The organism is Paenibacillus segetis (assembly GCF_014639155.1).
GTDB lineage: Bacteria > Bacillota > Bacilli > Paenibacillales > Paenibacillaceae > Fontibacillus > Fontibacillus segetis.
The window spans coordinates 2,715,036-2,737,822 of the sequence record NZ_BMFT01000001.1 but is presented as its reverse complement, the minus strand read 5'-3'; the positions used below and the strand labels follow the sequence as shown (position 1 = coordinate 2,737,822).

Annotated in this window: 17 protein-coding genes; 16 read left to right on the top strand and 1 reads right to left on the bottom strand. The window is 41.6% G+C overall.

All coding sequences use genetic code 11. The features are described from left to right. The first annotated feature begins 53 nt into the window (after positions 1-53). The 7 genes from IEW05_RS12825 to IEW05_RS12795 all read left to right on the top strand — a co-directional run bounded on the left by IEW05_RS12825 (position 54) and on the right by IEW05_RS12795 (position 6,949). On the top strand, positions 54-1,022 hold the full coding sequence (locus IEW05_RS12825; RefSeq protein ID WP_188539291.1) for a sugar phosphate isomerase/epimerase family protein: 969 nt from the start codon (positions 54-56) through the stop codon (positions 1,020-1,022). A 186-nt stretch (positions 1,023-1,208) separates the two neighbouring features. Beyond that, the gene (locus tag IEW05_RS12820; RefSeq protein WP_188539289.1) at positions 1,209-1,520 is read left to right on the top strand and encodes a winged helix-turn-helix transcriptional regulator; all 312 of its coding nucleotides are present in this window, start codon (positions 1,209-1,211) and stop codon (positions 1,518-1,520) included. 73 nt (positions 1,521-1,593) lie between these two features. After that, positions 1,594-2,160, top strand: coding sequence for an NAD(P)/FAD-dependent oxidoreductase (locus IEW05_RS12815; protein ID WP_188539287.1), 567 nt, complete (start codon positions 1,594-1,596; stop codon positions 2,158-2,160). Positions 2,161-2,356: 196 nt separating this feature from the next. Further along, complete coding sequence (gene ric / locus IEW05_RS12810) at positions 2,357-3,067, top strand: iron-sulfur cluster repair di-iron protein (protein WP_188539285.1); 711 nt, start codon at positions 2,357-2,359, stop codon at positions 3,065-3,067. 231 nt (positions 3,068-3,298) lie between these two features. Further along, the gene (nirB, locus tag IEW05_RS12805; protein ID WP_188539283.1) at positions 3,299-5,728 is read left to right on the top strand and encodes a nitrite reductase large subunit NirB; all 2,430 of its coding nucleotides are present in this window, start codon (positions 3,299-3,301) and stop codon (positions 5,726-5,728) included. A 44-nt stretch (positions 5,729-5,772) separates the two neighbouring features. Then, positions 5,773-6,114: a nitrite reductase small subunit NirD gene (gene nirD, locus IEW05_RS12800; protein ID WP_229753359.1), complete on the top strand. Its 342-nt coding sequence runs from the start codon at positions 5,773-5,775 to the stop codon at positions 6,112-6,114. 55 nt (positions 6,115-6,169) lie between these two features. After that, a complete protein-coding gene (locus IEW05_RS12795; protein ID WP_188539280.1) occupies positions 6,170-6,949 on the top strand; it encodes a formate/nitrite transporter family protein in 780 nt (259 codons plus the stop codon). 93 nt (positions 6,950-7,042) lie between these two features. Here IEW05_RS12795 and IEW05_RS12790 read toward each other — a convergent pair whose 3' ends face one another. Continuing rightward, positions 7,043-7,759: a Crp/Fnr family transcriptional regulator gene (locus IEW05_RS12790; protein ID WP_188539278.1), complete on the bottom strand. Its 717-nt coding sequence runs from the start codon at positions 7,757-7,759 to the stop codon at positions 7,043-7,045. A 477-nt stretch (positions 7,760-8,236) separates the two neighbouring features. Between IEW05_RS12790 and adhE the strand changes: the two genes are divergently transcribed. The 9 genes from adhE to nagZ all read left to right on the top strand — a co-directional run bounded on the left by adhE (position 8,237) and on the right by nagZ (position 22,706). Further along, positions 8,237-10,852 (top strand): bifunctional acetaldehyde-CoA/alcohol dehydrogenase, encoded by a 2,616-nt coding sequence (gene adhE / locus IEW05_RS12785; protein WP_188539276.1) that lies wholly within the window; start codon positions 8,237-8,239, stop codon positions 10,850-10,852. Positions 10,853-11,096: 244 nt separating this feature from the next. Beyond that, positions 11,097-13,367, top strand: a complete 2,271-nt coding sequence (gene pflB / locus IEW05_RS12780; RefSeq protein ID WP_188539274.1) for a formate C-acetyltransferase — start codon at positions 11,097-11,099, stop codon at positions 13,365-13,367. Between the two features lie 60 nt (positions 13,368-13,427). Beyond that, entirely contained in the window at positions 13,428-14,171 is a 744-nt protein-coding gene (pflA, locus tag IEW05_RS12775; protein ID WP_188539272.1) for a pyruvate formate-lyase-activating protein, read from the top strand. Positions 14,172-14,380: 209 nt separating this feature from the next. Then, positions 14,381-15,763, top strand: coding sequence for an ABC transporter substrate-binding protein (locus tag IEW05_RS12770; protein ID WP_188539270.1), 1,383 nt, complete (start codon positions 14,381-14,383; stop codon positions 15,761-15,763). Positions 15,764-15,851: 88 nt separating this feature from the next. Then, positions 15,852-16,736, top strand: coding sequence for a carbohydrate ABC transporter permease (locus IEW05_RS12765; protein ID WP_188539268.1), 885 nt, complete (start codon positions 15,852-15,854; stop codon positions 16,734-16,736). After that, positions 16,736-17,563, top strand: a complete 828-nt coding sequence (locus tag IEW05_RS12760) for a carbohydrate ABC transporter permease (RefSeq protein WP_188539266.1) — start codon at positions 16,736-16,738, stop codon at positions 17,561-17,563. Before IEW05_RS12765 ends, IEW05_RS12760 begins: the two co-directional genes overlap by 1 nt. Before the next feature lie 64 nt (positions 17,564-17,627). Next, positions 17,628-19,451: a cache domain-containing sensor histidine kinase gene (locus IEW05_RS12755; protein ID WP_188539264.1), complete on the top strand. Its 1,824-nt coding sequence runs from the start codon at positions 17,628-17,630 to the stop codon at positions 19,449-19,451. Further along, complete coding sequence (locus IEW05_RS12750; protein ID WP_188539262.1) at positions 19,448-21,058, top strand: response regulator transcription factor; 1,611 nt, start codon at positions 19,448-19,450, stop codon at positions 21,056-21,058. Before IEW05_RS12755 ends, IEW05_RS12750 begins: the two co-directional genes overlap by 4 nt. Before the next feature lie 19 nt (positions 21,059-21,077). Continuing rightward, the gene (nagZ, locus tag IEW05_RS12745; RefSeq protein WP_188540855.1) at positions 21,078-22,706 is read left to right on the top strand and encodes a beta-N-acetylhexosaminidase; all 1,629 of its coding nucleotides are present in this window, start codon (positions 21,078-21,080) and stop codon (positions 22,704-22,706) included. Positions 22,707-22,787: the final 81 nt, after the last annotated feature.

Sequence of the window (22,787 nt, the reverse complement as noted above, 5' to 3'; positions counted from 1 at the left end):
CGAAGATGAATCATAGATGTAATGCTAAACAAAACTTTTAGGAGGAAACAGATATGAAACTCGGAGTTTTTCTAGTATTGTTTGGGGGCCAACCATTTGAGAAGGCATTGGATTTAGCAGCGGCTCAAGGGTTGAAGGCGGTAGAGATCGGTACTGGTGGATTCCCAGGTAATGCTCATTGTAATCCGGATGAACTTTTGGAGAATAAGGCAGCGCGGGATGCTTTTAAGAAGGCAGTGGAGTCCCGTGGCATGGTGATTAGTGCACTTAGCTGTCATGGTAATGCGCTCCATCCACAGAAGGCGATTGCCAAAGAATTTCACGATACATTCGTTAAAACGGTTCAGCTTGCTGAACTACTGGAAGTACCAGTAGTTAACACATTTTCGGGTTGTCCTGGCGATCATGAAGATGCTAAATATCCGAACTGGCCCGTTGCTCCATGGCCAAATGATTTTCAAGAGATCCTGACATGGCAATGGGACAATAAGGTAATTCCTTATTGGACAGAGTGGGGCAAATATGCTGCCGATCATAATGTAAAAATTGGATTAGAGCTTCATGGTGGATTCTCCGTGCATACACCAGCTACATTGCTTCGCCTTCGTGAAGCCGCAGGGGAAGTTATTGGGGCCAATTTGGACCCAAGTCATATGTGGTGGCAAGGAATTGACCCTGTACAAGCGATTAACATTCTTGGCCGGGCAGGTGCGATTCACCATTTCCATGCGAAGGACACATCGCTTGATCCAATAAATGTGAACAAATATGGCATTACTGATATGCAGCCTTATACGGCTATGTTAGATCGCGCTTGGCAGTTCCGTACTGTTGGATATGGTCATGATCTTAAGACATGGGCTGATATCATCAGTGCATTACGTTTGATTGGTTATGATTATGCGGTCAGCATTGAGCATGAGGATGGGCTGATGTCAATTGAGGAAGGCTTAACCAAAGCTGTGCGCAATTTGCAAAGTATTCTTATAGAAGATGCTCCTACTGAAGCTTGGTGGGTATAAGTAAGTATAGAACAAAATATACTATGAATAGCGGCCACCGCCCAGGTGGTCGTTTCTTATTAGCAATAATGAACAAATCATCTCGGTATGCACCAACTCAAAAGTGTGCTAAAATGATATATACTAACTAAACGTAAGTTTTCATGAGGTTTGTTACCTTCTAACTAGTAAAGGGGTGAAATTGTAATGGAGGAGCAATGTGCAATGTGTCCGCGCTTTGAAACGGCATTTTCTATTCTGGGAAAACGCTGGAACGGGCTTATTATTTATACCTTAATGAGTGGACCGAAGCGATTCAAGGATATCTCCAACCAAATTCCTTCGATGAGTGATAAGATGTTATCAGAGCGTATGAAGGATTTAGAAAATGAAGAAATTCTTGTTCGTCATGTTTATCCAGAGACACCTGTTCGAATTGAGTATGAGTTAACTGACAAGGGACGTGCGCTAAGTCCAGTGATGGATCAGGTACAAAATTGGGCTGAGCAGTGGGTGTAGTAGTAAGCAAGGCATAAGGCATGCCGTTCCTAGTGAAAGTGCGGCATGAACAAAAATGAAAGTGGGTGTATTTGTGGCTGAGGTAATTGTAATCGGAGCGGGGCCAGCGGGAGTCAGCGCAGCTTTGTTCCTGGCAAAAGCGGGAAAGGAAACGCTTGTCCTTGATAGCAATGCCAGTATGACGAAACGAGCTTGGCTTAGGAACCATTATGGTGCCAAAGATGTAACCGGACCAGATTTGCTTAAAACTGGACGGGAACAAGCTGAGACATTCGGCGCTAAGTTTATTACAGAAAAAGTTACTGTCGTGGATACGAATGGCGGGACAAAGGTTACCGTCAAAACGGAATCTGGCCGCAGCTACGAAGCTGCCCACATTATTTTGGCAACAGGTGCTATAACTGAACTTGCAAGCGCTATCGGGCTAGAACTTCGAGATGGCAGAGAGCCACGTATCAAGACCGTGATTGATACTGACGGATTTGGACGTACGAGCAAGCCGCGTATCTGGGCAGCCGGAACGGTAGCTGGGGTCAGTGTACACACGATCATTACAGCGGGAGATGGAGCTAAGGTAGCGATTGAGCTGATTAGCGAATTGAACGGTGAACGTTATGTGGATCACGACGTTCTTAAATAAATAAGTATTGTGATGGAATAACGTTTGATGAGGAAAGGCTTCCTTCAACTGGATACCAGTGGGGGAGGCCTTTTTTGACGTTTTTAGTTAACCGCGTATCACAAGTGACTGTAATCACAAGGGGCTTCGAATCCTTGGAGTACGATGGTCTTGAAGAAAATTACTTCAACATCCTATTTCCAAGGAGGAATATGATATGGCTAACGCACAGCTGTATTTTGATAAAGATGATTTAGTTAGGGACATTGTTGTGAGGTTCCCGAAGTCCGCGGATTATTTCCGTAACCGTAGAGTAGATTTCTGCTGTGGAGGAAACCGTCCTCTTCAAGAAGCGGCGGAGGAGAAGGGTATTGATGTAAACGAATTGCTGGTGGATTTAGCCCAGCTAGCCGCGGATCATCCCGACAAGGAAGAAGGAGACTTTTTAAACGGAGCGAAGTCAGGGGATTTGATTGAGCATATTGTTAATAAACACCATCGTTATTTGCGTGAAGAGTTACCCGAACTAAAGAAAAGTGTGATGAAAGTGGCACGCGTTCATGGTGACAGTGGGCCTCACTTGATAGAGGTAGAGCGTCTATATGGACAACTTATGTCTGAATTATTAGAACATACGGAGAAAGAAGAAGCAGAAGTGTTCCCCAAAATGATTCAATGGGAATTAGACCGGCACGATGATACGTTATCTAAACTTCGCTCCTCTATTGATGAATTAGAGGCGGAACATGATGCCGCGGGGAATATTCTGAAGAAGCTTCGGGAGTTAACGGGTGATTTTGTACCTCCTGCACACGCCTGTACGACCTACCGGATGACCTATGCACGTCTGGAAGAATTGGAAGGCATGACATTTACACATGTGCATTTGGAAAACAATATATTATTTCCACGTTATATGAAAGCTTAAAATAAATTCGGCTCATTTAACCGCAAGCACTCTGCAATAGGAGGGTTTGCGGATTTTTCAATAACTATAAATAGATAAGTATGACAATTATTGTGCAAAATTTCACAATTAATGTGAATGGAATCACAATCTAGTGATGCCTATTACTGTAGACTTTCAGCATGATTCTGAAATAGAAGTTGTGATCGTCATATCGTCGTATCCGTAGGATTTTGAAGGAGGCAATCTATAATGACAACGTATAGAGAGAAACTTGTAGTGATTGGTAACGGAATGGCGGGAATCAGTGCGGTTGAACAAATTTTAAAACTTACTACTAAATTTGACATTACCGTGTTCGGAAGTGAACCACATCCGAATTATAACCGGATCATGCTTTCCTATGTTTTGGAGGGGAGCAAGACGATCGATGATATCGTGCTTAATGATCTGCAATGGTATCAGGATAACGGAATTACCTTGCATATCGGAACAACGGTAACCAAGATTGATGAACAAGCGAAGGAAGTTGTAACCGCTGATGGAGTACGGGTTCCCTATGACAAAGTACTTATTGCCACTGGATCAAATTCGTTTATTCTTCCGGTTCCTGGCAGCGATAAAGAGGGCGTTGTTGGATTTCGTGATATCGCGGATTGCAACCAAATGCTACAAGCGGCCAAAACATATCAAAAAGCTGCGGTAATCGGTGGTGGACTACTTGGACTAGAAGCAGCCAAGGGCCTGGTCCAACTCGGCATGGACGTAACGGTTGTTCATTTAATGGAAGACTTAATGGAGCGTCAACTCGATCATCAGGCTTCGTCAATGCTTCAGGCAGAACTTGAGCGTCAAGGAATTAAATTCAAAATGGGCGCGCAAACGGCTGAGTTACTAGGCGATGAAAGAGTAAGCGGATTGCGATTTGCGGACGATTCCGTATTGGAAGCGGAGTTCGTAGTCATGGCAGTGGGGATTAAACCGAACATTGCGGTGGCTAAAGAGAGCGGGATTATGGTGAACCGTGGAATCGTCGTGAACGATTACATGCAAACCTCGATGGAAGGTGTGTATTCGGTTGGAGAGTGCACAGAACATCGTGGAACTTGCTATGGCCTTGTAGCTCCTTTGTTTGAGCAAGGAATGATTTTGGCTAAACATATTTGTGGCGTTGAAACTGCACCATACGAAGGATCCGTTGTGTCAACTAAATTGAAAATATCGGGTGTTGACGTGTTCTCAACCGGAGAGTTTATCGATGGACCGGGTCATATGATCATTGCAAACAAGGATGAATGGAAACAGACATATAAGAAGATTTTGCTTAGGGAGAAAGTTATGGTCGGGGCAGTGTTGTTCGGTGATATTTCAGATTCCGCAGAGCTGCAAAAGCTCATTAAGCAGAAAGCAGAGATGACAGATGAACTATACGAATCTCTGATGGGTTCGGGATGCTGTGGTGGAGCGGGTAAGAAATCTACTTCAGTCGAAAATATGTCTAATGAAGAAATAGTATGCGGTTGTAATGGTGTCACGAAAGGCACCATCGTAGATGTTATTACGAATCAAGGATTAACGACCATTGATGAGATTAAAGCTTGTACCGGAGCAACTCGTTCATGCGGCGGCTGTAAACCAATAGTGGAACAAATTTTACAATATGTACTTGGAGATGGATTTAAAACCGCGGCCAAACAAGGCATCTGTGGATGTACAACCATGGGACGGGATGAAATTGTGGCGGAGATCAAAGCCAAAGGTCTCCAAACAACTAAAGAAGTGATGAACGTGTTGGGATGGAGCCAACCAGAGGGCTGCTCGAAGTGTCGTCCTGCAGTTAACTATTATCTAGGTATGATCTACCCAGACAGTCATGAGGATGAAAAGGAATCACGCTTTGTCAATGAACGGATGAGCGCTAACATCCAGAAGGATGGAACGTATACGGTTATTCCGAGAATGTATGGCGGGGTTACCACACCCGAGGAATTGAAGAAGATTGCAGATGTATCCTTGAAATATGATGTCAAAGTTGTAAAAGTGACAGGTGGCCAACGTCTTGACTTAATTGGTGTGAAGAAAGAAGATTTGCCGAAGGTTTGGCAAGAGCTTGATATGCCATCGGGATATGGTTATGCCAAGTCACTACGCACAGTAAAAACCTGTGTAGGCTCACAGTTCTGTCGTTTTGGTACACAAGATTCAATGGGTATGGGAGCACTGCTGGAACGCAAGTTCGAAAGGCTCGATCTTCCGGCAAAATTTAAAATGGCAGTCAACGGCTGCCCACGTAACTGTGCTGAATCCTGCACGAAAGATATCGGCATCGTCGGTAACGATGGTGGATGGGAAATCTTTATTGGTGGCAATGGCGGGATCAAAGCTCGTCTCGCGGATTCTTTCTGCAAGGTGAAGACGGACGAAGAATTGATCGATATTTGCTCAGCTATCATTCAACATTACCGTGAGACGGGCAACTATCTAGAGCGAACTTCCGAGTGGGTAGAGCGGATCGGGCTCGAAGAGATCAAAGCAGTTATTGTAGATAACATGGATTCGCGCAAGCAACTTGTAAATCGGATCGAATTTGCACTTCAGCAAGTTGAAGATCCTTGGAAAAAGATGCTAAGTGATGATAAGAGTCGCAATAGAATGTTCCACCGATTGGAAGTCAGTCATTAAGTTGTAGGCTTATCATAGCGGTATGAGAGAAGGGAGTCATGAATATGAGCTTATCAAATGAAGCGTTCTATCCTGTTGGTTCACTGGATCAATTTATGATACAAGTAGGCCGTGTAATTGAATTAAATGGGCTGCAGATCGCGGTATTCCGCACTTCAGACGGCAATGTGTTTGCTATACGGAATCAGAGTCCACACCCCAAAGGTGGACCGCTGGCTGAAGGCATCGTATCAGGTCATTATTTATACGATCCATTATACGATTGGAAAATTGATCTGGAGACCGGGAATGTTCAAGCTCCAGATAACGGAAGGGTTCAAACATATCCTGTGAGATTGGAAGATGGTCAAGTATGGGTTGCTACGTCAGAATTTTTGGCGGTATAACCTAAGCCGTTGATTAATTAAGTAATCATATAAGAGTTTGGGGAGGCAGGCCGGAATGTTCACACAAAATGTGGAGACCATCATTGAAGCGGCAGTAAAAAAGAAAGAGAAGATGAATGAGAGCTTACCGCGATATATCGTTGCTGCCATGTTAGCTGGGGCTTATGTGGGGCTGGGGATTATATTGATATTCAGTATTGGTGCGCCACTTGCAGCAGTCAAATCACCGTTCCAGACGACATTGATGGGGATGTCGTTTGGGCTTGCGCTCACACTTGTCGTATTTGCGGGATCCGAACTGTTTACGGGCAATAATATGTTTTTTACAATGAGTACACTCGCAAAAAGAACTACAGTGAGGGATACAGCTAAGAACTGGACTATAGTTTTCCTGGGTAATTTAGCAGGTGCAGTGTTGCTCTCTTTGCTTGTAGTAGGTAGCGGTATATTTAAGACCGCCGCTCCCGAACATCTTATCTTTGCCGCATCAGCCAAAAAGATGGCAGCTCCGATCTCAGAATTGTTTTTCCGAGGCATTTTGTGTAACTGGCTTGTCTGTCTTGCCCTATGGATGGCTAATCGGGCCAAAGATGATATCTCCAAACTTGTCTTGATCTGGTGGTGTCTATACGCGTTCATCGCTAGTGGATATGAACATAGCGTAGCTAATATGACATTGCTTAGCTTGTCCTTGATTTTGCCGAATCATCCGGATACGATTACGATCGCAGGCTGGATGCACAACATGATTCCGGTTACCCTCGGCAACATGGTGGGTGGAGCGGTATTCGTTGGAATGGCTTATTGGTTTATCTCCCCTGTGAGAAAAAAATAGAACTATAAATTAAACAAGGTTGAGGGTAACATCCCCCCAACCTTGTTTTTGCATATACAGGACATGAAACAGATAATTTCCAGGCACCATACATTAAATTCGGCAAATTTCATTAGGACACAGTTCACAGTGACAAATATCCTGTAACATAACAAGATCCTTAATGACAATCATCCCATTTTCATATTCCAAAGCATCTTTTTTACGCAGATCACTAAGCATCCGGTTTACACTTTCGCGAGTTGCTCCAATCATGTTGGACAAATCCGTATGCGTGATCTTCTTGTTGATTAGGATTGTGTCACCATTTCTCTCGCCGTATGTGTTACTCAACCGAATGAGTGTGGAGCAGAGAGCACCTGGTTTGCCGTACATCATGAGATCGCGGAATTTCGTTTGAGTCAGACGGTGATGGATACCCATCCATTTCATAAAGTCAATGGCAAAGTCACAGTGCTGACAGATCATAATTTCTAGATCTTTTTGCTCAATAACTCCAATTTCACTATCTTCAATAACTTCAGCCGTAAAACTGTGCTTCGTGCTAAAGAATGGATCTGCTTGACCGACCATATCGCCGCGGCCATACATATAGAGAATAAGTTCTTTGCCTTCGTCGGTTGATTTGGTTAATTTAACGCGTCCGCGCTTAATATAGAACAGTTTATCGGAAAAGTCGCCTTCCCAGAACAAATGCGTTCCTTCTGGATACGCCTTATCTTTCATGGTCACGAGAAGTCGATTGAAGTTTTGCTCTGAGAAGCAACTCGTATTCCCACGGGGCAGGGCAGCATTCATCATTTCATTCATCAGTTATTTCCCCTTTGTACTCCAAATTTTTCTGAAAATTTTAAATTAATTATAACCTGTTTATTTAGTTTTGAGGGACATTTCAAGCGTGAAAAAGTGTCGAATTTTCAACATTGTGACTAATTTCACTTTATTTTTTCAATTGGAAAAACATGCAAGGTAATCGGATAGCCTTTTTATGATGCATCATTTTGTGACGTTTTATAGAAGGGAAAAAAAGTGACTATTTTTTGTAAGGCCTTCATCTTGCTAAACATACTTTTTCTGTAAATAATACATGAAAATACACTCACGTAATTGAAATATTTTCATTTTCTTTATAGTATGTGAAATATTTCACTATACAAGACGTAATTCATGTGATATGCTTTATTCATAAAGAGAAGCACAAAGCTTCGCAGGGCGAACTGGTAAGTGAAAATTTTCACGAAACTTTCCAAGGTCGATCCGCTACCAATACTTAGGAGGATGAGAGAGATGGCGATTAAAAACGAAGTGACGACAAAGGCAGAACCTACTGCACAGGATTACATTCAAAGTCTGATTAACAAGGCAAATAAAGCAACGGAAGCTTTCCTTGAAATGAACCAGGAACAAATTGACGATATCGTACAGGCTATGGCACTGGCAGGACTCGACAAACACATGCACCTGGCAAAATTGGCTGTTGAAGAAACTGGTCGTGGTGTATATGAAGATAAGATCATTAAGAATATGTTCGCAACAGAGTATATCTACCACAGCATTAAGAACAACAAAACGGTAGGCGTTATTGAAGATAATCCATATGACAGCTTCCAAAAAATTGCTGAACCAGTGGGTATCATCATGGGTATTACACCAACAACTAACCCAACATCAACTACAATTTTTAAAGCCTTGATTGCAATCAAGACTCGTAATCCAATCATCTTCGGTTTCCATCCATCTGCTCAAGCATGTAGTACTGAAGCAGCTAAGATTTTGTTAGAAGCAGCAGTGAAACATGGGGCTCCTGAAAATTGCATTCAGTGGATCGAGAATCCTTCGATGGATCGTACCAACGCACTTATGAATCATAAAGACGTAGCTTGCATTCTTGCAACTGGCGGATCTGCAATGGTTAAAGCGGCTTATAGCTGTGGTAAACCAGCACTAGGTGTAGGCCCAGGTAACGTACCATGCTTCATTGAGAAAACTGCTGATCTGGATCAAGCTGTTAACGACCTGATTCTATCCAAAACATTTGATAATGGTATGATTTGTGCTTCTGAGCAAGCAGTTATCATCGAAGAACCGATTTTCGATCAAGTGAAGAAGAAAATGATCGCAAACGGATGCTATTTTGTAAATAAAGAAGAAGTAGCAAAATTGACTGCAGGTGCTATTATTGCAGACAAATGCGCAGTGAATCCAACAATCGTAGGTATGCCTGCAACGAAGATTGCTGAAATTTGCGGAATCAGCGTACCAGCTGGAACTAAAATTCTAGTAGCTGAGATTGAAGGTGTTGGACCTAAATATCCACTTTCTGCAGAGAAGCTAAGCCCTATTCTAGCTTGCTACAAAGTGAAGAACGCTGAACAAGGTATCGAACGTGCACTTGAAGTTGTTAATTTCGGTGGTATGGGTCACTCTTCGGTAATTCATTCTAATAATGAAGAAATTATTCAAAAATATTCCGATCGTATGCCGACATGCCGGATCTTGGTCAACCAACCTTCTTCGCAAGGTGGTATCGGTGACATCTATAATACAAACTTGCCATCGCTGACACTTGGCTGCGGATCTTATGGACGTAACTCGACTTCGTCGAACGTAACGGCTATCAATCTAATCAACGTGAAAAGGGTGAATCGTCGTACTGTGAATATGCAATGGTTCAAAGTTCCTAACAAAATTTACTTTGAAAAAGGGTCCACTCAATATCTTGCGAAAATGCCTGATATTACTCGCGTACTGATTGTAACTGACCCTATGATGGTTAAACTAGGATATGTAGAAAAAGTTGAACATTATCTTCGTCAACGTCAAACACCAGTAGCTATCGAAGTATTCTCGGATGTTGAGCCAGATCCATCGACTACAACAGTACAACGTGGTACTGAAATGATGGAAAAATTCCAACCTGACTGCATCATTGCACTAGGTGGCGGATCTCCAATGGATGCTGCTAAGGGTATGTGGTTGTTCTACGAATATCCAGACACAGACTTTAACAACTTGAAACAAAAATTCATGGATATCCGTAAACGGATCTATAAATACCCACGTCTTGGACAAAAAGCAAAATTCGTAGCGATTCCAACAACTTCGGGTACAGGTTCGGAAGTTACATCATTCGCAGTTATCACAGACAAAGAAAATGGTAACACGAAGTATCCACTTGCGGATTACGAATTAACTCCAGACGTTGCAATCATCGATCCAGAATTCGTATACAGCTTGCCTAAGTTCGCTGTTGCTGACACTGGTATGGACGTATTGACACATGCGATTGAAGCTTATGTATCCGTTATGGCTAGTGACTATACAGATGGACTTGCGATCAAAGCGATTCAACTGGTATTCCAATGGTTAGAAAAATCGGCATTGACAGGCGACAAACTTGCTCGCGAAAAAATGCATAACGCATCTACATTGGCTGGTATGGCTTTTGCCAACGCATTCCTAGGAATCAATCACAGCTTGGCGCATAAATGGGGCGGTCAATACCACACTGCGCACGGACGTACGAATGCAATTCTAATGCCACACGTTATTCGTTACAATGCTAAGAAACCAACTAAATTTGCTGCATTCCCTAAATACACTCACTTCGTTGCTGACGAGCGTTATGCAGAAATTGCTCGTATCTTGGGATTGCCAGCTCGTACAACAGAAGAAGGCGTTAAGAGCTTGATCAAAGCTATCCGCGATTTGAACAAGAAACTTGGAATTCCTGAAACTTTCCAAGAACTTGGTTTCGATCCGAAAGATTTCGAATCACGCGTAGATTACTTGGCAGACCGTGCTTTTGAAGACCAATGTACTACAGCTAATCCTAAGCTTCCATTGGTTACCGAACTAGCTGAAGTTTACCGTGACGCGTTCTACGGAAGATTTGAAGAATAAGTGAACAATTAGTTTGAAAAAGGTGACAAATATCACTCCAAAAGTGATATTTGTCACACTGCTTATATAGTAATTGTTATATGATAATAGCATAAATGATTCCTTGTTCATTGATAGCTATTATTATAGGTTGGAATTATCAGTGACAAAGTTGTGAAAAACATCACAAATTTTAGGGATCATGAGACGCGGAACATATCCTTCAAACCGCGTACTCCAAACAATATAAATGGAGGGAATAAAGATGTCGGTGATTGAAAGAGAAATCCAAGAAGTTAAAGAAGTACAGTCGAGTTGGAGAGGTTTTAAAAAAGGTAAATGGATGAAAGAAGTTAATGTTCGCGATTTTATCGACAGTAACATTACTTCCTACACCGGAAATGAATCATTCTTGCAAGGTGCAACTGAAAACACAAAAGCATTATGGGAAATTGTATCGGATCTGACTAAGAAAGAACGCGAAGCTGGCGGCGTGCTTGACGTAGACGTTAACACACCTTCGACGATCGTATCACATGCTCCAGGTTATTTGGATAAAGACAAGGAACAAATCGTCGGTGTACAAACTGATGCTCCTTTCAAACGTTCCATTCAACCATTTGGCGGCATCAAAATGATGATCGATGCTTGTAAAGCTTACGGATTCGAGCTTCCTAGCAATATTGTAGACATGTTTACGAATATCCGCAAAACGCATAACCAAGGCGTATTTGATGCATATACTTCAGAAATGAGAGCTGCCCGTAAGGCTGGTATTATCACAGGTCTTCCAGATGCATACGGACGTGGACGTATTATCGGTGACTATCGTCGTCTTGCTCTATACGGTGTAGACTTCCTAATCAAACAAAAACAACAAGAGTTAAAGAGCCTTGAAGTTGATGTAATCGATGAAGATGTTATTCGTCTTCGCGAAGAGCTATCTGAACAAATTCGTGCACTTGGCGAATTGAAACAATTGGCAGTAGCTCATGGCTTTGATATCTCCAAACCAGCAAATACTGCTAAAGAAGCATTTCAATGGGTATATTTCGGTTACCTAGCAGCTATTAAGGAACAAAATGGTGCGGCAATGTCCCTTGGTCGTGTATCTTCGTTCCTTGACGCATACATTGAACGTGATCTTGCAGAAGGAACATTGACAGAAGAAGGAGCTCAAGAATTAGTTGACCATTTCGTTATGAAATTGCGGATTGTTAAATTCTTGCGTACTCCAGACTACAATGATTTGTTCAGTGGTGACCCTACTTGGGTAACTGAATCCATCGGTGGTATGTCTGTAACTGGTGCAACTCGCGTAACAAAGAACAGCTTCCGTTTCTTGCACACTCTATATAACTTGGGACCTGCACCGGAACCAAACTTGACAGTGCTCTGGTCTGAGAAATTACCTGAGGGCTTCAAGAAATATTGTGCAAAAGTATCCATTGAAACAAGCTCCATTCAATATGAGAACGATGATTTGATGCGTCCGATCTATGGCGACGACTATGGTATTGCTTGCTGCGTATCCGCAATGGAAATCGGTAAACAAATGCAATTCTTCGGAGCTCGTGCGAACTTGGCTAAAGCTTTGCTGTATGCTATTAACGGTGGTAAAGATGAGAAGTCTGGTGTGCAAGTGGGACCTGAATTCCCAGCTATCACTTCTGAATATTTAACATATGATGAAGTTATGAAACGTTTCAAACCGATGATGGAATGGCTAGCTAAACTATATATGAACACTCTTAATGTCATCCATTACATGCACGATAAATATTCTTACGAACGGATCGAAATGGCTCTGCATGACCGCGATATTCTTCGCACCATGGCTTGTGGTATCGCCGGTTTGTCTGTAGCAACCGACTCCTTGAGTGCAATTAAATATGCAAAAGTAAAACCAATCCGTAATGAAAATGGTATTGCTGTTGACTTCGAAATTGAAGGAGAATACCCATGCTACGGTAACAACGACGATAAAGTTGACCAAATCGCTGTTGAATTGGTAGAAACATTTATGGGTATGATCCGTAAACACAAAGCGTATCGTAATGCTATGCCAACACAATCTGTGTTGACAATTACGTCTAACGTTGTTTATGGTAAGAAAACAGGAACTACACCAGATGGACGTAAAGCAGGCGAACCGTTTGCTCCAGGTGCTAACCCAATGCATGGTCGCGATAAGAAAGGCGCACTCGCTTCCTTGAGTTCCGTTGCTAAACTTCCATATGAGCACAGCTTGGATGGTATTTCTAATACATTCTCCATCGTGCCAAAAGCACTGGGTAAAGAAGAAGAAGTACGTAAATCCAATCTGGTATCCATGATGGATGGCTATTTCGGTAGTAATGCACATCACTTGAATGTTAACGTATTTGACCGTGAGCAATTGATGGATGCAATGGAGCACCCAGAGAACTATCCGCAACTTACCATTCGTGTATCTGGTTATGCCGTTAACTTCATTAAATTGACTCGTGAGCAACAACTTGATGTAATTAACCGGACCTTCCACGGTTCGATGTAACTTTTTCTTCATATAACTAGCATGTTCAAACTATAGTAGCCGAATGGAGAGTGACGAAAGATGCTAAAAGGTCGTATACATTCATTAGAAACTTTCGGAACGGTCGATGGACCCGGTATTCGTTTCGTACTCTTTATGCAGGGCTGCTTGTTGCAATGCCAGTATTGCCATAACCCAGATACTTGGAGCCTGACGGACGGTAAGGAAATGAGCCTAGAAGAGGTTCTGTCTGAAATCGAACCTTATTTAAGCTATTACCGTTCATCAGGCGGTGGGTTAACGGTATCCGGCGGGGAAGCGACGCTTCAAGCGCCTTTTGTAACCGAATTGTTCAGAGAAGTGAAGAAGCGTTGGAATCTTCATACTACGCTGGATACAAACGGTTATAATGAAGGGGATAAAATTCGCGACCTTCTGGATGTTACTGATTTGGTCATGCTCGATTTAAAGCATATTGACGATGAGAAGCACATCAAGTTGACAGGTAAATCAAACGAACGAATGCTAAATATGGCAAAATGGTTATCTGACCATAATCGAAATATGTGGATTCGCCACGTTTATGTACCTGGAATTCATGACGATGAGCAAGATTTGTTGAATTTAGGCAGATTTATTGGTGGACTGAATGCAGTTGAGAAATTTGAACTTCTTCCTTATCATCAAATGGGTGTGTTTAAATGGCAGGAGCTCGGCTGGAAATATGAGTTGGAAGGAGTTCCATCTCCTACGGCTGAGGAAATCGAGCGGGCAAATCGCCTAATTGAAGAGGGGCGGCAGCAGGTAGTGTCTGCAACTAAATAAGCTTCGTGTCATGTTTCATGACGCAAAACGTGTAAAATTCCATTAAACGGTTAAACCCTACAGCAGATGTGAGGTTTAACCGTTTTCATTTTATTGAGGTTTGGATGATATTATCCCTATAATAGAAAAATGTCCTCCTTAACAAAAGTGAATGCGCTTTCTATAATAAAGATGTAACACAAACCGATCTTGAGGAGGGTCTAAGAAATATGAAAAAGAGTTTGGTGCTGCTAGTATCACTAGTATTCGTAGCATCCGGTTTACTCGCAGGTTGCGGTAAATCAGACAACGAAGCTAAGAACACTCCGACACAAGAACCAGCTGCAACGAATGCCGCAACAAATGAACCAAAGGTGAATGACGAACCGTTTGAAATTACAATTCGTCACACTCAAGTAGGGGAAGCTAAGAAATTCCGTTTGGCAATGCTAGAAGATGTAATCAAGCAAACAGAAGCGGCTGTTCCTGGTTTGAAAATCAAGCTAGACGGTGTAGATTCTGAAGTTAACCGTAAAGAAAAGCTCAGAGGCGAAATGGCTGCGGGTAAACCACCTGAAGTATTTGATGTATTTGGTAGTCCAGATGCTCAACTCTATGCTAAAGAAGGTTTGATGCTTGATTTGACTCCAATTTTGGATGAGCTCGGTATCAAAGAAAAATTTAATACTTTAGCTCCATTTACTTACCAAGATAAAGTTTATGGTCTTCCAATCGGTGGATCAATCGAAGGATTCTTCTATAACAAAGAGTACTTTGAACAAAAAGGACTTAAAGTTCCTGCAACTCTTGATGAGTTAGACAAATTAGCTGAAACAATTAAAGCGGACGGTAAAGTTCCTTTCGCTCAATCTTCAAAAGACGCATGGATTCCTTTGATGACTACGAACAACCTGTGGTCGTACTATGCAGGAGCTGACATTACTTACGGATTCAAATCAGGCACTACTAAATGGACTGATCCAAACGTAGTGAAAGCGGTTACTAAGCACCAAGAATGGGTTCAAAAAGGCTACTACAAAAAAGGCGAACTCGGATTTGAGTACGCTGATATGAGAAACCAAGTTATCACTGGTGAAGCTATCATGATGATGGACGGATCTTGGGCTAACTCCGTATTCAGAGATCCAGCTCAAGCTGGTGACATGGTTGGTAAAATTGGTTACTTCAATATGCCTCCTGTAAACGCTGGAGACAAAGCTATCGTGATGCAAGATGCTAACAATGGTTATGGTTTCTCTAGTGCAGTTGCTGAAGATCCTCGTAAATTAGCAGCAGTTAAAGAATTCATCAAGAACATGTGGACTGATGAAATGCAGCTTCGTGGATTGAAAGATGATGGAGTTCTTCCAGCTATGAAAATTAGCCTTGATCAAATGAAATCGACTTCCGACGATCCATTAATGCAAGATATTTTCAAAGCAGTTAGTGAAATCGGAACTTCATTCCCAGCATTTGATGCTCTTGTTCAAGCAGAAGTTAACACAGCGCTTAGCATGGGTATCCAACAAGTCATCGGTGGCGAAATCGACCCTGCGAAAATGTTAGAAAACGTGCAAGCTGCTCAAGATGCAGCAAATGCAACAGCGGAATAATTTAGAATTATTGAAAGGGTGCCACCCGCCTCGATACATGTGGGGGCACCCTTTTATATTAAGTAAGGCATAAACTACGGAGGTTACCATGAATAAAGCGCTAAGAAACCCTCTGATCTACATTGTGTTTATATTGCCGGCATTTGTCCTGTTTCTCGCATTCTTCATTTATCCAATTTTCACTGCGGTAAATAACAGTTTGACTAGCTGGAACGGAATATCTAAACATATGACCTATATTGGATTGGACAACTACGTAACGGCATTCAAAGATGTTGCATTTTGGAAGTCTGTACGTAATAACTTGTATTTCATTTTATTCTCTTGTCTCATTCAAGTACCACTCATTGTTATCTTCTCCTTGCTTATCGCTAACGTGAAGAAACTCAAAGGTCTATACAAAACGGCAGTATTTATGCCATCTATTATGTCAACAGCAGTTATTGGGATTTTGTGGGGGTTCATTTATAACCCAGATTTCGGTCTCATGAATGAGTTGTTGGGTATATTCGGAATCGAACCGATTTATTGGTTGTCTGATAAGAATTGGGCCATGATAGCGATCCTGATCACCAATGCATGGCAATGGACCGGATTTTATATCATCATGGTACTAGCAGCGATTCTTTCTATTCCTAAAGAGCTAGATGAAGCGGCTGCGATCGACGGAGCAACTGGTTTCCAAAGAGCTATGAAGATTACACTTCCACTTATTATGCCAATTGTTTCTGTAGTCATCATGTTGTCAGTAGCTGGTGCAATGAAAGCGGCGGATATCATTCTCGTTATGACGAAAGGTGGACCTGCTGGTTCAACGGATGTTATGGCAACGTATATGATCCGATATGCGATCACAAGCTTTAGACATGGATTTGGTAACTCAATCGCTATCCTGATCTTTATTTTCACAATGATTATCACAGTACTATATCAAGTCTTGATTGCTAGACGTTCAGAAAGGATTGAATACTAATGAGAGCACTCAAAAAATTTATTCCACATATCTTTCTGATGGGTTACCTGCTCATTATTCTATATCCTTTTTTGTTCGTTCTATTCTCTTCCGTGAAGACGGATAACCAATCTATTGCTGCTAATCCGTTTGGGCTTCCAAGTTCCATCATGTTTGATAACTACGTGAATGCCTGGGTAAATGCTAAAATTAGTACGTATTTCTTTAACAGTTTGTACATCGGTATATTATCTGCATGTGTATCTATCTTGTTTGCAGCGATGCTTGCATTTGCCGTGACTCGTATGCGTTACAACAAGATTAGTGCAATTGTGTTTCAATTAATTCTCATTGGTATGTTGATTCCGAACAACTCTCTCTTGCTTCCGATTTATGGAATAATGAGAAATTTGGATATTTTGAACACGCACATGGCTCTGATTCTACCTTATGTGGCTAACGCGATTCCATTTTCGGTTATCATCCTAGCTGCGTTTATGCGATCTCTACCAGGGGAAATTGAGGAAGCAGCGGTTATTGATGGATTGAGCTCTGCAGGGTTATTTGCTAGAATTATAATACCGCTTACCATTCCTGCCGTAGTAACCGTATTCATCGTTAACTTCCTAGGAAACTGGAACGAATTCTTGCTTGCAAACTACTTCCTATCTAGTAATGAATTGAAGACACTTCCTGTAGGTATGGTTGGCTTCAGAGATGCTTATAACACGAACTATGCCCAAATGTCTGCTGGTATTGTCTTTAGCGTTGTACCTGTATTGGTCATCTATGCGATTCTGCAAGAGAAGATTATTGAAGGGGTAACGGCGGGCAGCGTAAAAGGATAATAGAGGTGAATAATATCTCTGTCATTATATGACGCGTTAGTAGTCTATTTGGGAGCTGCCGCTTATGAACCTGCGAATCAAATTATTTACGGCCTTTATTGCGCTAGTTATTATTCCTTTGTTTATTCTTGGGATTATTACCTTCTTTGTTACGTTTCGTTCGATCGAGACGAAGCATAGTCAGCAGGAAGAATATTCGCTTAAAGCGATTAGTTACAGTATCAAGAGCGTATTTAAAGAAATGGATACTGTGACCGACAATGGGATCGCTAAGGGAGTATTTCAAGCGGCGATTGTTGCAAAGGATCCTGATTCGCAAAATTTGACGGCGTCAACTCAACTTGAACTAAATGCTAACCAGAGAAATTTTCGTTCCTTATTATACAACCATCCTGCTATTGATTATGCGTTCTTATATGATGTACATGGTGGAAAAGGGTCCAATGTAATCTCTATTTTCAATAAAGAAAATTTCCAAACCTTGCCTTACGAAAAGTTTAAGGAGCATCCATTATATAATGAAGTGATGTCCTTGAAAGGATTACCGAAATGGATTGCTCCCCATGAATATCCTGAATTAACAGGGTCAGATAAGGTTTTTACGCAAATTCGTTTAATTAAGGAATTGAGCAATTTGCAAAGGGCAGGAGTTTTGGTAGTACAAATCAAGGATTGGGAATTTGAAAAGATTTTTCAGAACTTGGAATTGGGAAGCAGTAAACGGAACACTAAATTTATGCTCGTTAACGATAAAGGACTTATTTTATATGATTATAAATCTGAATTTGATGGCGAATTGATTCAGGATCATATGAAGCAAAAGTTTCAATTGAATAGCGATTATCAAAGCTTTAGAGGGAAATTCAACGGGGAAGAAAGCGTTATATCGATTTATAATTTAAAGGAGTACCCATGGAGTTTGGTGTCGGTGACTTCTTGGAGTTATTTATCTCAGGAGTTAACAACCTTTGCTAAATGGTTTGTATTAATTATTTCTATCTGTGTGGTTGCTGCAATCCTTTTTAACGTCTTGTTCATGAATCGGATTACCGGTACGATCGGCTTGATTGTACGTTTCATGCGTAAAGTCGAGGACGGTGATTTGAACGCCAGGGTGGATGAAAAGGGCGATGATGAACTACTGTTATTGCAAAAGGGATTTAACAATCAAATGGATAAAATCAATGAATTGTTCCATCAGGTTAAACGTGAACAACTTCAGAAGACGAATGCCGAACTTAGAGTATTGCAAGCCCAGATTAAGCCACACTTCCTGTTCAACACACTAGAGTCAATTAATGTACTTGCTGTCCAGAATGAGGGACGTAAGGTCAGCGAGATGGTATTACGTCTTGCAAGTATTTTGCGTATCAGTATTCAGGACAAGGAAGAGATCAGGTTGAGTCTCGAAATCGAACATCTTCGGAGTTATTTGGAAATTCAGAAGTTCAGATTTGATGATTTGTTTGAATATCATATAGAGATCCCAGATGAGATGATGAACTGTCTACTCCTCAAGCTTACGCTTCAACCACTTGTGGAGAATTGTATTCAACATGGATTTGAAGGCATCGACTATAAAGGTAGAATCACGGTTACAGGTAAAATGGAAGAGGAAAGGATATTACTGAGAATTGAGGATAATGGTATTGGGATGTCGAGTGAACAATTGTCTTCCATTCAATATGCAGATATAGACGATCCTGATTATCATTTGCTGCAACCGTATCCAAGTCATGAACGTCGGGGTTTGGGATTAAGAAGTGTGTTCGATCGTTTAAGATTTCAATATGGTAATAAATTCGGACTTTTCATCTGCTCGCAACCGGGGCAAGGCACCATTATACAATGCGTGATTCCTAAATATGAATTGGGTGATAAAGATTGAGACTGAAAGCTTTGCTAGTTGACGACGAAGTCCACATTTTAAACAATTTATCTAAGGTACTTCCTTGGGAAGATATGGACATAGAAATTGTTGGTTTGGCTAAGAACGGTATAGATGCTTTAGAAGCAGCTATCCAGCATCATCCCGATTTGATCTTAAGCGACATCCGCATGCCTGTAATGGATGGAATGACTCTGCTTCAGGAAATCCGCAAACAAGGGTTAACTTGCGAGATTCTACTATTAACAGGTTATCAGGAATTTGAGTATGCTCAAACGGCGATTCGGCATGGAGTAAGGGATTATATCTGCAAGCCGATTAATTATTTTGAACTGGAAGATACCGTTCGAAATCTTGCTGCCGAAATTAGAGAGAAGAGTAAGAAACAGAAGAAGGAGCAAAGGTTAAACCGGGTAGCTTACCTGGCTAATGAAAACTATATGCTTCATTCGTTATTGGGACAGGAGACGGAGGAAGAGGGCGTATTGTGGGATGAAGAGGATGGACTTGCTAATAAAAAGGCTTATTCCGTCTTGTTAATTGACCTGGAGGGTTATTCACACCGGTCTATATCCTGGACCGTTCTCGAACGGAAAGCATGGAATCTACGGATTAAAAACATGCTAAAAGATATTTTCAGCCCGATCCTAAAAGGACAAACGGTCTTGCAGATTCGGGAGGGGGAATGGTGTATTATCTTCCCTTCTCCAGATCAGGACCACCCGATTACAAAAGAACAATTGTACCCGGGATATATCATTTTACAGACCCTAGTCGACAACAACGATGGTATGTTATTTCAAATGTGCTTAGAACAAAACTATCTTTCCTTAAATGAGTTAGCCATGGTATACGAAAGAATGCAGCAAAAGCTAATACTTAACTCACCTAATGAATGGTTTTTGGAAGCGGGTACTAATAATTTAGAATCGACATCCAGACCAGAGCTAGGTGTAACAGAATCGAAGTGGCATTGGATTGAGAAGATAAGCAGTGGACTTCGGAATGGGAATGTAGAGGTCCTTGCTCAAATGACTCACGATCTTAAATCTTTTGTGGGCCATTTGCAAGAGAACAGCATTGGCCAATCGCAAAAAATGCTGCATTATCTTTTGATCCACTTGCTTCGTGAAATGCGTGAGATGCAATTATTATCTGGGGAACAAGAGGAAAATATTTGGCAAAGGCTGCAAGGGTCGTTAAGTTTAAAAGAGCTCTTGTCTCTAATTGTATCATTGATAGAGCAGTCCCGAGACTCTCTATCAACCAAAAAGTCCTCTGAACTGTTAATGATGTCCGCGCAAAATTACATTCAACATAATTTAGAGAGCGATTTTGGAATCGATGATATTTCTGAATATCTTGGGATTAGTTGTAGCTATTTCTGTCTTCTCTTCAAAAACTACTTTGGTGAAACATTTGTTGAATATCTGACCAAACAGCGTATGGAAATGGCAAAATCTTTGCTCTATAGCAGCGACAAATCGATTACTCAAATCGGTTCTGAGGTTGGTTATCATGAGCGTCGGTATTTTACGAAGGTGTTCCAGAAATACACGGGAATGACCCCATCGGAATACCGATTAAAGGATTCTGTTGGATCATAAGAAAAGAAGGTGAACTATGATGGATTTATCTTCATTGACGTTGGATCAAAAAATCGGGCAGCTATTTATTTGTGGTTTTCATAGTCTTGTTCCGGATGATCAAATTAAGAAATTAATCAGTGAATTTCATGTGGGCGGTGTCGTATATTTCCGTCGGAATATCGAGTCTGTTGAGCAGTTGGCTGCATTGTCGCATAGTTTGCAGCAAATTCCACGCAGTACACCTGATATCCCATTGTTTATATCGATAGACCAAGAAGGTGGCATGGTATCTCGTTTGGATCACGATGGTGTAAGCCGGATTCAAGGGAACATGGCACTTGGAGCAGCCAATAACCTAGAATTGACAGAAGGAGCAGCTGTACTTGCTGCGAAAGAAATGCTCAAATTAGGTATCAATTTAAATTTTGCTCCTTGTGTGGATGTTAATAATAATCCTATGAATCCTGTCATAGGTGTAAGATCATTTGGTGAGGACCCTGTGCGCGTTGCTGAACACGGCGCTGCTGCTATCCGTGGATATCAGAGTCAAGGTGTTAGCGCAACGGCTAAGCATTTCCCGGGACATGGTGACACTGCGGTAGATTCACATTTAGGTCTGGCTGTAGTTCCTCATGATAAAGAAAGATTGAATCAAATAGAATTACTGCCCTTCCGTAAAGCGATTGAAGAGGGCGTTGATGTCATGATGACCGCTCACGTAATTTTCCCGGCATTTGAGCCTGAGGAAATTCCAGCAACGTTATCTCGTCGTGTACTTCATGACTTGTTGCGAGAAGAAATGGGTTATGAGGGATTGATTATCACGGATTGTCTTGAAATGCACGCGATTTCGGAGCATTACGGAATTGCTAATGGAGCTGTTCGAGCGATCCAAGCGGGTGCCGATATAGTGTTAGTTAGTCATACCTTGGAAGGTCAGGTACAGGCGATTCAAGCAGTTCGAGATGCAGTTGCTCAGGGGATTCTAACGGAGGAACAGATTGATGAATCTGTAAGACGTGTCTTGGAGTTGAAGGCCAAGCGATTGGCAGATGTGGATTCAACTTCTGATTACATTCCAGTAGGAAACGTTCTGACACCGGTAGAAGAGAGCGAAGCTCTCTTACGTGAGATTGCCGAGCATAGCGTTACATTGGTTAGTAATTCAGGTAATGTACCATTGCAGAGAAATAAGCCTGTGTTAGTAGTTTGGCCAGAATTGCGACATCGTACCGAGGTCGATGAACCATCCCTACACTCATACAGTCTTAAGGATGCACTTGAGCCTTATATGGATAACATTGCTCTAAGCATTATTGGTACTCATCCTGAGGAAGCAGAAATACAAGCTGTACTTGATCAAAGCTCTGGATATGAACAGATCGTTGTCGTGACGTATACGTCGGAAGGTCAAATTCCAGAAGGACAACGTCGTTTGGTTGAAGCCTTGGAAAGTGAAGATGGATCAAGATTAGTCGTTGTATCGACAAGAAATCCATATGATATACAAGGTTTTCCAAATATCGGAACATATTTGTGTCTATATGAGAATAGAGTATTCTCATTGGAGGCACTTGCCAAAGTATTAACGGGTGAATTGAAGCCAAAGGGCATCCTACCTGTGAGCTTGAATTCTGAGTATCCTGTTGGACATGGTCTATTATAATAGAATAAACTCAAATAAAGAGTTATATTACTATTAAGCTAACAACTTACAAATGAGCCGGTAGAACCACCGCTTTTGCGG